Origin of the sequence: Gemmiger sp. An50, from assembly GCF_002161595.1 — a bacterium.
Classification (GTDB): domain Bacteria; phylum Bacillota; class Clostridia; order Oscillospirales; family Ruminococcaceae; genus Allofournierella.
Map to the genome: position 1 here is coordinate 20,765 of NZ_NFID01000015.1, position 13,024 is coordinate 33,788.

At 57.8% G+C, this 13,024-nt stretch carries 12 protein-coding genes; 7 read left to right on the forward strand and 5 right to left on the reverse strand.

The window, feature by feature from the left end:
- Positions 1-44: 44 nt before the first annotated feature.
- Entirely contained in the window at positions 45-353 is a 309-nt protein-coding gene (locus B5G03_RS12625) for a hypothetical protein (protein ID WP_087182047.1), read from the reverse strand.
- 184 nt (positions 354-537) lie between these two features.
- On the opposite strand from B5G03_RS12625, the gene B5G03_RS12630 reads away from it, so the two are divergent.
- The 4 genes from B5G03_RS12630 to B5G03_RS12645 all read left to right on the forward strand — a co-directional run bounded on the left by B5G03_RS12630 (position 538) and on the right by B5G03_RS12645 (position 5,146).
- Positions 538-1,263, forward strand: coding sequence for an acyl-[acyl-carrier-protein] thioesterase (locus B5G03_RS12630; protein ID WP_087182048.1), 726 nt, complete (start codon positions 538-540; stop codon positions 1,261-1,263).
- A gap of 308 nt (positions 1,264-1,571) precedes the next feature.
- Complete coding sequence (gene serC, locus B5G03_RS12635; RefSeq protein ID WP_087182049.1) at positions 1,572-2,654, forward strand: 3-phosphoserine/phosphohydroxythreonine transaminase; 1,083 nt, start codon at positions 1,572-1,574, stop codon at positions 2,652-2,654.
- 15 nt (positions 2,655-2,669) lie between these two features.
- Positions 2,670-3,809, forward strand: coding sequence for a 3-phosphoglycerate dehydrogenase (locus B5G03_RS12640; RefSeq protein ID WP_087182050.1), 1,140 nt, complete (start codon positions 2,670-2,672; stop codon positions 3,807-3,809).
- A gap of 23 nt (positions 3,810-3,832) precedes the next feature.
- Complete coding sequence (locus B5G03_RS12645; RefSeq protein WP_087182051.1) at positions 3,833-5,146, forward strand: DUF1015 domain-containing protein; 1,314 nt, start codon at positions 3,833-3,835, stop codon at positions 5,144-5,146.
- Positions 5,147-5,261: 115 nt separating this feature from the next.
- Here B5G03_RS12645 and B5G03_RS12650 read toward each other — a convergent pair whose 3' ends face one another.
- The 3 genes from B5G03_RS12650 to B5G03_RS12660 form a co-directional block, all read right to left on the reverse strand.
- Positions 5,262-6,764 carry an IMP dehydrogenase gene (locus B5G03_RS12650; RefSeq protein ID WP_087182052.1) on the reverse strand — a complete coding sequence of 501 codons (1,503 nt, stop codon included), beginning with the start codon at positions 6,762-6,764 and terminating at the stop codon, positions 5,262-5,264.
- Positions 6,765-7,075: 311 nt separating this feature from the next.
- Entirely contained in the window at positions 7,076-8,077 is a 1,002-nt protein-coding gene (locus tag B5G03_RS12655; protein WP_087182053.1) for an aromatic acid exporter family protein, read from the reverse strand.
- Between the two features lie 382 nt (positions 8,078-8,459).
- Positions 8,460-8,960, reverse strand: a complete 501-nt coding sequence (locus tag B5G03_RS12660) for an HD domain-containing protein (protein ID WP_087182054.1) — start codon at positions 8,958-8,960, stop codon at positions 8,460-8,462.
- A gap of 282 nt (positions 8,961-9,242) precedes the next feature.
- Here B5G03_RS12660 and B5G03_RS12665 point away from each other — a divergent pair, with 282 nt between their 5' ends.
- The 3 genes from B5G03_RS12665 to mobA are packed head-to-tail and all read left to right on the forward strand — an operon-like array spanning position 9,243 to position 12,504.
- Positions 9,243-10,781, forward strand: coding sequence for an FAD-dependent oxidoreductase (locus B5G03_RS12665; RefSeq protein ID WP_087182055.1), 1,539 nt, complete (start codon positions 9,243-9,245; stop codon positions 10,779-10,781).
- Positions 10,756-11,844 carry a response regulator transcription factor gene (locus B5G03_RS12670; RefSeq protein WP_087182056.1) on the forward strand — a complete coding sequence of 363 codons (1,089 nt, stop codon included), beginning with the start codon at positions 10,756-10,758 and terminating at the stop codon, positions 11,842-11,844. Before B5G03_RS12665 ends, B5G03_RS12670 begins: the two co-directional genes overlap by 26 nt.
- A gap of 39 nt (positions 11,845-11,883) precedes the next feature.
- A complete protein-coding gene (gene mobA / locus B5G03_RS12675; RefSeq protein ID WP_140401692.1) occupies positions 11,884-12,504 on the forward strand; it encodes a molybdenum cofactor guanylyltransferase in 621 nt (206 codons plus the stop codon).
- A 5-nt stretch (positions 12,505-12,509) separates the two neighbouring features.
- Here the strand turns inward: mobA and mobB are convergent, their stop codons facing one another.
- Positions 12,510-13,013 carry a molybdopterin-guanine dinucleotide biosynthesis protein B gene (gene mobB, locus B5G03_RS12680; RefSeq protein WP_087182058.1) on the reverse strand — a complete coding sequence of 168 codons (504 nt, stop codon included), beginning with the start codon at positions 13,011-13,013 and terminating at the stop codon, positions 12,510-12,512.
- Positions 13,014-13,024: the final 11 nt, after the last annotated feature.

The window sequence follows — 13,024 nt, forward strand, 5'->3', positions numbered from 1 at the left end:
CAAGCCGGAAAGGGAACAGGCTTTTTTGCATCACAGAACCGGGCTCAGAGGACCCAGAACAGCAGGCTGAGCGCGAGAAAGGCGAGGATCAGGGTCGACACCCACTTGCCCCAACCAGCCAGCCGGTGGCCGGAGAAACGCCAGCCCAGCACCGCGGCGGGCACAAACAGAAGGATTGCCGCGTAGGGGGGATAGTGCAGGCCGCTGCTGCCGGCAGACCAGGCGGAAATCCCCGCCAGCGAAAAGACCGCATCACCCAGGCAGAAGCCGCCGGGAAGATTACAGGAAAACAGGACACCCAAAAGACAGAGGGGAACCGACAGGGAACCGGCCCCCCAGGGCTTTTGCACCATTTGCATATGCCTCCTTTTTTTCGGCCCGGGAACCGGGGTCCGAATGTTTGTCAGAACAGGTCTTCTTTAGTATAGCACGCGGCGAAAGCAACGGCAAGCAGCCAGACAAAAAACAGCGGTCCACCCGGGGGAAATTTGTGTTATAATAAAAGGGAATTTTAATCAGAAGAAGGCGAAAAAGCAAATGCAGGACCTGAGTACCTATACCCGTACGCTGCAGATCAAGGATACGGATTGCGACCTGAACGGATACCTGATGCCCGGTGCGTTTCTGCGCATGGTGCAGCAACTTTCCACCGACCACTGCGAGGCAATCGGGCTGAACCAGGAGTTTTACGAAAAGAACCAGGGGATTTTCCTCATGGCGAAAATGGCCCTTCAGTGGGAGCGGGTGCCTCACTGCGGTGAAATCATCACCCTGACCACCATGCCGGAAAACTGCAAGCGGGCTACCTATAAGCGTGTGACCACGGTGCAGGATGAGCAGGGCAATGCTCTGGGCCTAACCGACAGCCGCTGGGTTCTGGTGGACCCGCAGGCTCGCCGCATCATCCGCCGTCCGCCCGAGGCGTTTCAGAGTCTCCCCTTCGGCGACGATGTGGACTATCAGCTGGATATGACCATTGAACGTCCCCAGGAGGTGGAACAGGTGGGCCAGGCGGCCGCCTATTATACCTTCTGTGACATCAACGGCCATCTGAACAACACCCGCTACGCGGACATTGCCTGCGACGCGTTGCCGCTGGAGCAGCTGCGGCAGAGCCCGGTCCGCCGGATCAGCATCAGCTACCACAACGAGGTCCCGGCGGGAGAGCACTTCCAGGTTCAGCGCGGCAGCACGCAGAACGGCTGGTATGTGTCCGGCACCCGTGAGGGGAAATGCTGCTTTGAGGCGGAACTCACCCTCTGAACCCTGTAAAGGCAAAGGCGTTCTCATGCAGCCCGAAGTCAAAGCCGGTACGGCTTTCACTGGGCGCTGCATGAGGGCGCTTTTTTCTGTTTTCGGCTGGAATCGCAGAATTGTTTTTCGGCAGAGAACAAAATTGACTATATGACGGACAGTTCCAAAGGATGCCCCGCTAAAGTTGTGAAAAAAGGCAGTTGTTATTTCCGCTCCGATGTGATAATGTATTTATTAAGCTAAAGCAATGAATTGATGCAGCGCCAAAGAATGCTGTCCATTGCTGGCAAATCTGAAACAAAAGGAGTGGATCGAGAATGAGCAGAGTGTACAACTTTTCCGCCGGACCGGCGATGCTTCCCGAGGAGGTGCTGCGCCAGTCTTGTGCGGAAATGCTGGACTATCAGGGCTGCGGCATGAGCGTAATGGAGATGAGCCATCGATCCAGTTCCTTTCAGAACATCCTGGATCAGGCCCAGCAGGATCTGAAAGACCTGCTGGCATTGCCGGAAAATTACAAGGTGCTGTTTTTGCAGGGCGGAGCATCCCAGCAGTTTGCCATGGTGCCCATGAACCTGATAAAGAACGGTGTGGCGGATTACATCGTCACCGGCCAGTGGGCGAAAAAGGCTTTGGCCGAGGGTACAAAGTATGGCAAGGCCAACAAGCTGGCCACCAGTGAGGACCGCACCTTCGCCTATATTCCGGACTGCACCGACCTGCCGGTCTCGCCGGATGCGGATTACGTTTATATCTGCGAGAACAATACCATCTACGGCACCAAATTCAAGACTCTGCCCAACACCAAGGGCAAACCTCTGGTGGCAGACCAGTCCTCCTGCTTCTTGTCCGAGCCGGTGGATGTGAGCTGCTACGGGTTGATCTTCGCCGGAGCCCAGAAGAACATCGGTCCGGCGGGTGTGGTGGTGGTCATTATCCGGGAGGATTTGATCCCGGAGGAGACCCCGGCTTTTGTACCCACCATGCTGCAATACAAGACCCATGCGGATAACAATTCCCTATATAACACGCCCCCCTGCTACGGCATCTATATCTGCGGAAAGGTGTTCCAGTGGATTAAAGCCCAGGGCGGCCTGGAGGGGATGCAGCAGCGCAATCTGGAAAAGGCAAAGCTGCTCTACGATTTCCTGGACGAGAGCCGCCTGTTCCGGGGCACGGTGGACAAAAAAGACCGTTCGCTGATGAACGTTCCCTTTGTGACCGGCGACAAGGATCTGGATGCGAAATTCGTGAAGGAAGCGGCCGCCAAGGGTCTGGTGAATCTGAAAGGTCACCGCACCGTGGGCGGTATGCGCGCCTCCATCTATAACGCCATGCCGATGGCAGGCGTGCAGGCGCTGGTGGACTTCATGAAGCAGTTCGAGACCGAGAACGGCTAAGGGGGGACAGGGAAGATGACGAAGATAACATGCCTGAACCCCATCGCCAAGGTGGGGCTGGAACGATTCGGCGCGGGCTATCAGCTGGACACGCCGCTGGAGGAAGCTCAGCTGGCGCTGGTGCGCAGTGCCGATATGCATGCAATGACGGTGCCTGCCGGGCTGCTGGCTGTGGCTCGGGCAGGAGCTGGTGTGAATAACATCCCGCTGGATGCGCTGGCCAAGCAGGGCACCGTGGTGTTCAACACCCCCGGAGCCAATGCCAACGGCGTGAAGGAACTGGTGCTGGCGGGAATGCTGCTGGCCGCCCGTGACGTGGTGGGTGGTGTGGAATGGGTCCGCGCCAACCAGGCCGACCCGGACATCGCCAAGGACACCGAAAAGGCCAAAAAGCAGTTTGCTGGCGGTGAGATTCTGGGCAAGCGCCTGGGCATCATTGGTCTGGGCCATATCGGAGTAAAGGTGGCGAACGCCGCCCTGGCTCTGGGTATGGAGGTCTGGGCTTACACCCTGCTGGAAGGCGACGGTACCATTCCCGGCTTGGCCGAAGGCGTGCGCCTGCTGGAGGGTCCGGAGGAGATCTATCAAAACTGCGATTACATCACCCTGCACTTGCCGCTGAACGATGCCACCCGCCAGATGATTGACGGGGCAGTGTTCGCCCAGATGAAGCCAGGCACGGTGCTGCTGAACTTCTCCCGGGATAAGCTGGTGGACGACGATGCGCTGGCCCAGGCCATGGAGCAGGGGATCGTGCGCCGCTATGTGTCGGACTTTCCCAACCCGGCGGTGGTCCACCTGCCCGGTGCGTTGGTGATTCCCCACCTGGGCGCTTCCACCGAGGAATCGGAGGACAATTGCGCCTGCATGGCGGTGGATCAGCTAAAGGCTTTTCTGGAGGAAGGTACCCTGCGCAATGCGGTGAACTACCCGGATTGCACGCTGGGCGCGAAGACCGCCGGACCCCGGCTTTGTGTGCTGGGCGAAAATCTGGAGGAAGATCGGCTGCTGGCGCCCTGGAAGGTTCTGGCCCGTGCCGCCGCCCGGAAGGGAGAGCGGTGCTGCCTGCTGGCCGATCTGGAAGCCGGGCCCACCCCCCAGCAGCTGGAGCAGCTTGCCGCACAGCCTGGTGTGCTGCGAGTCCGGCTGATCTGACCCGAGCAAAGGAGAAAAAAATCATGCAGCGATGCACAAAACCCGTAGCCATGCTGCTGCCTGCCCCGGGCGTGGACCTGGAAAAGTGGGCAGTGGTGGCCTGCGATCAATACACCTCTCAGCCGGATTACTGGCAGCAGGTGCAGGACCTGGTGGGGGATAACCCCTCCACACTGCGGCTGACCCTGCCGGAGATCTGGCTGGAAGAGCCGGACGCCCCCCAGCGTATCCAGGCCATCAGCCGGGCGATGGAGGAATACCAGGCAAACGGCCTGCTCCGGCCCACCGCGCCCGGCATGATGCTGGTGCGCCGCCAGATGGAAGGCGTGGCCGCGCCCCGCTGGGGTCTGGTGATGGCGGTGGACCTGGAAGCCTACGATTACCGGGAAGGTTCCGACTCGCTGATTCGGCCCACCGAGCGCACGGTGCCCCAGCGTATTCCCGCTCGGCTGGCGGTGCGGGAAGCAGCAACCTTAGAGCTGCCCCACATCCTGCTGTTGATCGACGATCCCCGGCGGACGGTGATCGAGCCGGTGGCCGCCATTTGTAGTGAACTGGAACGAGCCTACGATACACCGCTCATGCTGGGCGGCGGTCAGCTGACCGGCTGGTTTATCCCGGGGGGGCCGCGCACCGAAAAGATTCAGCAGGCGCTGGAAGCGCTGGCTGCGCCGGAACGCTTGCGCGAACGGTACGGCGCCCCGGCAGATGCCCCGGCCCTGCAGTTTGCCACCGGCGACGGCAACCATTCCATGGCAGCCGCCCGGGCCCGGTGGGAGCAGATTCGCGAGACCCTTACTCCGCAGCAGCGGCAGGAACATCCGGCTCGCTGGGCGCTGGCCGAGGTGGTGAACCTGCAGGACGAAAGTCTGGAAATTGAACCCATTCACCGGCTGGTGACAGGCGTGGACCCGGAAACCATTTTGCAGGATGCGGGAAACTATTTCGCCGCGCAGGGAGCACAGGCACAGCTTCTGGAGCAAGCGCCGGAAAAGGAAGCCCCCTGGACCATCCGCTGGGTGGCCGGGGAGAAAAACGGCTGGCTTTGCATCCAGCCTAATGGGCGCTGGGCGCTGCCGGTGGCGGCACTACAGGCCTTCCTGGACGACCGGATGCCCCAGTGGGAGGGAGCAAAGCCGGACTACATCCACGGGGAAGAGACGCTGTGCACCCTTTGCGCCGGTGCGCAGTGCATCGGCTTTGTGCTGCCGGAATTCCGCAAGGAAGATCTGTTCCGGGGCGTGGTGCTGGATGGTGTGCTGCCCCGCAAGACCTTCTCCATGGGCCGTGCGCAGGACAAGCGCTATTACATGGAGGCCCGGCGTATCATGCCGTGACCGGGCAAACGCGTCAACCGCATCGTCGGATGCGTAATTCATAGGGAATGTAAAATAGGTGAGAAACGAAAAACAGGGCACCCGCCGCGGCGGGTGCCCTGTTCGTTTGTTCAGCTTAGTTGTTGGGGTTGTTCTTCAGGATAACGTCGTGGCTGCCGCCCTCCACGATGCTGGTGGAGGAAACCACAGTCAGACGGGCCTTCTCCTGCAGCTCAGGAATGGTCAGTGCGCCGCAGTTGCACATGGTGCTGCGAATCTTGTACAGGGTGGTGCCCACACCGTCGGCCAGGCTGCCGGCGTAGGGAACGTAGCTGTCCACGCCTTCCTCGAAGCTCAGCTTGGTGGCGCCGCCCAGGTCGTAGCGCTGCCAGTTGCGGGCGCGGTTGGAACCCTCGCCCCAGTACTCCTTCACATAGCTGCCGTTGATGCGCAGCTTGTTGGTGGGGCTCTCGTCGAAGCGGGCGAAGTAACGGCCCAGCATCACGAAGTCAGCGCCCATGGCCAGAGCCAGGGTCATGTGGTAATCGTGTACGATGCCGCCGTCGGAGCAGATGGGAATGTAGACGCCGGTCTCCTTGTAGTACTCGTCACGAGCCGCGGCAACCTCGATCACAGCGGTGGCCTGGCCACGGCCGATGCCCTTGGTCTCGCGGGTGATGCAGATGGAGCCGCCGCCGATGCCGACCTTGATAAAGTCCGCGCCAGCCTGCGCCAGGAAGCGGAAGCCCTCACGGTCCACCACGTTACCGGCGCCAACCTTTACCTTGTCGCCGTAACGCTCACGGATCCAGGCGATGGTGCGGCTCTGCCACTCGGAGAAGCCCTCGGAGGAGTCGATGCACAGCACGTCCACACCGGCCTCGATCAGAGCGGGAACGCGCTCGGCGTAGTCGCGGGTGTTGATGCCGGCGCCCACCACGTAGCTCTTGTTGGCGTCCAGCAGCTCGTTCACGTTTTCCTTGTGGCTGTCGTAGTCCTTGCGGAAGACCATGTATTTCAGATGGCCTTCAGAATCCACCAGGGGCAGAGAGTTGATCTTGTTGTCCCAGATGATGTCGTTGGCTTCCTTCAGGGTGGTGGTATCCGGCGCATAGACCAGCTTTTCCAGCGGGGTCATGAAGTTGGATACAGGCTCATCCAGGGACATGCGGCTGACCCGGTAATCGCGGCTGGCCACGATGCCCAGCAGCTTGCCGTTGGGGGTGCCGTCCTCGGTGATGGCAACGGTGGAGTGGCCGGTCTTCTCCTTCAGGTCCAGAACGTCCGCCAGGGTAGCGGTGGGCTTCAGGTTGGAATCGCTGGTCACAAAGCCCTTCTTGTAGCTCTTGACGCGGGCAACCATAGCCGCCTCGTCTTCCACAGACTGAGAACCGTAAATAAAGGATACGCCGCCCTGCTTCGCCAGCGCAATGGCCAGGCGATCACCGGAAACCGACTGCATGATGGCGCTCACCATGGGGATGTTCATGGTGAGGGGGCATTCCTCCTCGCCCTTGCGGTACTTGACCAGCGGTGTTTTTAGGCTCACAGCGTCCGGTACACAGGCGGAGGAAGAGTAACCGGGTACCAGCAGGTACTCGCCAAACGTGCGGGAAGGTTCCTCAAAATAATAAGCCATATTCCTTGTCTCCTTTGCAATTACAATTCTCCAGCAAAACGCTTCGTTCCTTTTATTATAAGACAGAATCGCCTTTCTAACAAGAACAACGCGGGCATTTGGGGCACAAATTTGCACAAAGCTTGCGCCCTGCGGCCCTGCGTGCCGGGTGGTTTTTAAAAGTGTATCACATTTGACCGCAAAATACAAAATGCACCGCCGCCAAACTTTTCAAACGGCAGGCCGGGAAAACCGGCAATATGTCAAAGAATGGGCCGAAGTATGACTTATCTTGGTGGAATTACACCAAATCTCAGCGGCCTGAGACGCCGTCAGGCGCCCCAGAAACGACTGCGCTCCTGTTCGGTGAGTGCGGCGGCGAAATCCGCTTTCAGCTGCAAAAAGTCCTCCAGATCGTACAGCACACGATAAAGCAGCGCTCGGTTTTCAAACTCGGCGCGGCTTTGGGGCAGGGGTTCGCCGCGCATGGCGGCCTGCATGCCGTGCAGCCGCTGGAGCAGGGCGGCCGCATTGTTGTGCTCGTGGAAGGAGCGGCTGATATCCTCCAGCAGATCGGCGATGCCAAGGGCCTGCTCGGGTACCTGATCCAGTCGGTGGATGTTGTCATAAACACGGCGCAGTACCGTCAGCTGGCGCTGGCGCATGGTCACATAGTTTACAAAATACCACTGGTCACTGAGCATCGCGTTGCCCTGGTTCTCCCGGGCCTTGCGGGCAAGTCCATCCAGCTGCTGTTCCAATGGGGCAAAGCAGCTGTCGGTGTAGCCCTGCTTGCTGCGGGTCAGCAGCCGGTCCGCCATGCGCTGCAGAATGTCCCGGAAGGCCTGCTCTATCTGAGCCTGATTTTGGCGGATGGCCTTTGCCGCGCCCGGCATGTACAGGTTGACCAGTATCCCGATCCCTGCACCGGTCAAAAGCAAAAGCAGTTCGTTGCGCAGCCAGAAGAGGTCTATCGTGCGCTCTGCATACAGATGCAGTACCAGCACGGTGTTCATCACCAGCGCCTCCTGCAGGCCGAACCACTGGCAGAAGGCAGCGAACAAAAGCAGAAACAGCCCGAAGGCCGCCAGATGGTAGCCCAGCAGGGAAAAGCAGCAGAAGGCCAGCGCCATGGCGGCAAAAAAGGCGGCAAACCGCCGGACCACCAGGGCAAGGGTCTGCTTGCGGGTGGTCTGGATGCTCAGAATGGCAATCACTCCGGCGGAGGTGCTGTAGGAAAGCCCCAGCATCGCCGCAAAAAAGCTGGCGAGCAGCCCGCCCAGGGCGTATTTCGCCACACGCAGCGGGGCCAGCCGGGTAAAAACGGCAGACATGACAAACGCTCCTTTTCGTTTGGGGCAAACGTCCCCTTACTGCTTTTATCATACCGTTTACGGCACCGCGGTACAAGAGAAAAAGGGCAAAAACAAACTCCACCGCCCAACAACAGGCGGTGGAGCTTGCCACAGGAATTTCGAGACGCCCTGCTCAGCCGGATCAAAGAACCGCTAGGGGGGCGGAAGGAGGAGATGAACCGGAGACGTCTCACAACACATGAAAAAGGGGGTGTAACTTTCTTGCAACTAAATTGTAACTCTTTTGACATCTTCTGTCAATGGGGTAATTGTGAATAAATTGAAAACAATTCATAGGGAAATACAAGGAATTAACGAAAAAGAATCGCTCCGGGAGCATTGAGCCTCCCGGAGCGATTTATTAGTTGTTGTTTGCTGCCGCAAGGCCCAGACGGGAAAAGTCCGGGCGGTAGAGCAGAATGGAAAACACCTCGAAGCAAGCACAGATCTTGTCCGCACAGGTCACCACAACGCTTTCCGCAAAGCGGGGCGGGGTGAGGTTCAGCGGGAACATGTGCTTCTCAATGATATCCTGCTCGATGCAGTTCAGCTCAAAATCCCGGCTGGCGTTCTCCAGGGCCCGGCGGGCGTGGTGGAAGCCATGCCAGCGATGGCTTGCGTCCTTTTCGTGCCAGTCATACAAAAAGTAGTCGTGCAGCAAAGCGCCGCGCACCAGACTGCGCAGATCCAGGCGAAGGCCCAGCCGCAGAACGATCCACAGACTCAGATAGGCCACGGCCAGCGAATGGTCGAAGCAGGTCACACTGCCATGCTGGATGAACTGCTGCTCCAGCTGCATTCCCGGGGAATTCAGAATGGCGCGCCCGTGGGCCAAAAGCAGAGATTCGATGGTTTGGTGCATTGGAAACACGCTCCTTTCCGATGGGCGGCGAGATACTTCGCACCCTGTTCTATTATTATCATATTCGCCGGACGAAGAGGAAACAAGGGGCAATTTGCACAAAAAGATGCAAATTGCATTTTCGGTGCTTGGCGGCCCAGCCGAATACGCCGGAAAACAAAAGGGGTGTAGGCTTGCATTTTAGGGGGATGAAATTGTCAGAACACCTGTTAAATATTTGCTTGGCAAAGTTCCTGTGCTATTTTCTTAGCAGAAAACATCAAAAAAATGAGGAGTGATTGCGTGAATATAGTAATTATCGGCAACAGCGCCGCCGGCCTGTCGGCACTGCAAAACTTCCGTAAAGTAGATAAGGACAGCAAGGTTGTCATGATCTCCAAGGAGGGCTTTCTGCCTTACTCCCGCGTGCTGCTTTCCTATGTGCTGCGGGGCAAGCTTCCTTACGAGGGCATGACCATCCGCACACAGGATTATTTTGAACGCTTGCATGCAGAGTGCGTGGAAGGCACCGTGACCAAATTGGATGCACAGGCGCACAAGGTATTCCTGGAAGACGGCCGCAGCTTTGACTACGATAAGCTGCTGATCGCCACCGGCTCTTACGCACTGACTCCTCCCATCGAGGGCGCGCATCAGGAAGGCGTGTGCAACATGTGGACCAAGGCGGATGTGGACAAGCGGATGCCGAAATTCCAGAATAGCAAGCGCGCCGCTGTGATCGGTTCCGGCTTTGTGGCGCTGCAGGCCGCGTGGGCAGCCTGCTACAGAGGCATGAAGGTGACGGTCATCGAGCTGATGGACCGCATCATGCCCAGCGTTTTGGATCAGCAGGGCGCAGATGTGCTGGTGGAAAAGATTCACGAAAAGGGTGTGACTCTGCACACCGGAACGGTCACCGAGCGGATCGAAAAGCTGGAAGACGGTTCCTTCCTGGTCCATCTGAAGGACAAAGAGCCCGTTGCCGCTGACTTTGTGATCGTCGGCACCGGTGTTCGCCCCAACGTGGCTTTCCTGGAAGGCAGCGGCGTAACGGTGGAGCGCGGCATTCCGGTCAACGAATTCATGCAGACCAATGTGCCGGATGTTTACGCGGCCGGCGATGTGGCCGCAGGCCCCACCGCCTTCGGCGACGAGCATACGCTGAAACTGAAAATCAGCGAGCGGGAGGCAAAGATCAAGGTGCTGCAAAGCCAGATCAGCCCTCATTTTCTGTACAATGCCCTGGATTGCATCAACTGGAATCTGATCGAAAAGGAAGACTGGGAAACCAGCCGGATCCTGATCGCCTTGTCCTCCATGCTTCGGTACAGCATGGAAGACAGCACAGACCTTGTGTCTGTGGAGCAGGAGCTTCAACAGGTGGAGAACTATCTGATCATCCAGAAAAACCGGTTCTTCGACCGGTTCGATTATCGCATTGAAAAGGACCAGGCGGTCATGGCGGTCCTGGTCCCCAAAATGATTCTGCAGCCCATTGTGGAGAACTCGATCCGCCACGGCCTTGAGGAAAAAAACGACGGAATGCTTGTGGTGCGGGTGGCCCAAAGAGAGTATGGTTTGGAGATTCTTGTGGAAGACAACGGCGCGGGGATTCCCCAAAAGCGTTTGGAGAAGCTTCGCCAATGCATTCAGGAAAGCCATCAGTTTCAGGATGAACAGGACTTTCACATTGGTCTGGCCAATGTGAACAGTCGGCTGCGCTACGTGTTCGGCAACAGCAGCGGACTTTCGATCGAAAGCCGGGAAAATGAGTATGCCCGCGTAAGACTGATTGTAGACTTGGAAGGTATGCAAGATGAAACTGCTGATAGTGGAAGATGAGCCGAAGACAAGGGCGGGATTGCAGAAGCTGGTCAATCGGTTTGAGCCCTGGATTCAGGTGGAATGTGCGGCGGATGCATTTACAGCGCTCCAGATGCTGGACAAGGAAGACTTTGAACTGCTCTGCACCGATATCCGGATGCCCGGTCTGGACGGGCTGGAAATGCTGCACCGGATGGAGCGCAAAAACGTACAATGCATTGTGATCAGCGGATATGCGGATTTCAGCTATGCCCAGCAGGCAATGCGGGAGGGCGTTCAGGAATATCTTCTGAAGCCGGTGGACCCGCTGAAATTTCGGCAGGCCATATCCTCTGCGGTCCAGAAATACAACGAATCGCGAACCAAGGCGTTTCGGATGCTGTGCAATGAACAGGAGTCCCTGTGGTCCAGAGAAGCCGAGCAGCTGGTCGCCCAGATGAAGATGGACAAATTTTGCGGCGTGGTCTGCTGGAACTGCCGCACCGGGGAACTGGGGGAAGACCAGATGGACCGATGCCGGCAGACTGTTGAGCGAATGCGGGAGATCCGACAGGGAGAGATCCTGAGTGTGGTCCGAAAAAACGATGTGATTTTCAGCGTGAACGGCGCCAGTCTGGAGCGATGCCAGGAGCTCTGCGGCCGGGTGCAGGAATGTACGCCGGATTTTTGCCGCTTTACCTGCCTCCATTCGCCGCAGGAACAAAAGCGGCTGCTGGATGTCTGGGGGAACAGATATCATTTTGATTTTCAGGACTCTGAGAACCAAAGCAATATGGTGCGCATCGTAAAGCGATACATCCGGGAGCATCTGGCAGAGAACATCCTGCTGGGCGACATGGCCCAGCTGGTCTATGTGCATCCGACCTATTTGTCGAAGCTGTTCAAAAAGGAAACCCAGCAGAATCTGAGCGATTACATCACGCAATGCCGGATGGAACGAACGAAGCAGCTGCTCAAAAGACCGGAATACAAGATCTACGAAGTCGCCGAGGCCTGCGGCTTTCAAGATGCGAAGCATTTTGCACTGGTATTCAAGTCCTATGTGGGCTGTACGCCAAGGCAGTACCGCAATGAAGGCTGAGACTGACGGAAAATCCAGGAAAGACAGAGGGAACTGCTTGTGAAAAACCAGTATACGGAAACGGACCCCCAGAGCTTGATCCGGTCCAGTACGGCGGTAATTCTGGCCGGAGGAAAATCAAGCCGGATGAACTATTATCCCAAAAGCCACCTGCCCTGGCAGGGCGGGTCGTTTTTAAGCGCGCTTTCTTCTCAGCTGACCCATTTTTCCCGCTGTGTGGTCTCGGTGGATCGAAAGGACCGGTTCGAAAACATTGGTGAAACCGTAGAGGACCGGTATGTAGACTGCGGACCGCTGAGCGGGATCTATTCCAGCCTGGAGGCAGCCGACACGCAGCTGGTTTTCATCACGGCCTGCGACACGACGCTTTTGAAAAGCGAGCTGGTGGAATATCTGTTCCGCCAATGGAAGCCGCAATACGATTGCTGCATAGCAAAAACAGGGGATGGACGAATCCACCCCCTGTGCGGTATTTACAAAAAAGAGCTGGCGCCGGTTTTGCGGCAAAGCCTGGAACAAGGCGACCGGCGTGTGATGCGGTTTCTGGAACAGCAGAATCTTCACATCGTGGAGATCCCCGCTGAAATGGAGGAGCAGCTGACCAACGTGAACACGCAGGAAATATATCAGAGCCTGTGCGGCCAAAGCGTGACCGAGTGAAAGGGTCAGCAGGTCAGACCGGTATATTCCAGCAGAAAACAGGCAAGTCCGCGAACATCATCCAGCGCAAAGCAGGGCCCGGAGAACTGCTGCTTCAGCAGCTCGTCATCGGTAACCACGGCAATATATGTATCCGCATTGGAAGGAAGACCTTTCCCGGTAGCTTTTCGGCAGATGCCGACCCGGGGGAGGTCTTCGTATTTATAGCCCTCCACCAGGATCAGGTCCACGCCCTGCAGGCAGGCAATGTTTTCCTGGAACGACCTGGGCCGCTGTTCCAGAATGACCGTTTTGGAGGAGGAGCTGATCAGCGTGATGTCCGCGCCCGCTTGGGTGAAGCGCCAGGAATCCTTGCCGGGGCGGTCCATTTCAAAGTCATGGCCGTCATGCTTCACAACGGCCACCCGCAGCCCCTGCTGCTTAAACAAGCGGATCAGCTGTTCCACCAGGGTGGTTTTTCCGGTGCCGGAATAGGCGGCAAACCCGATCATGGGGATATGTTGTTCCATGAAAAATACTC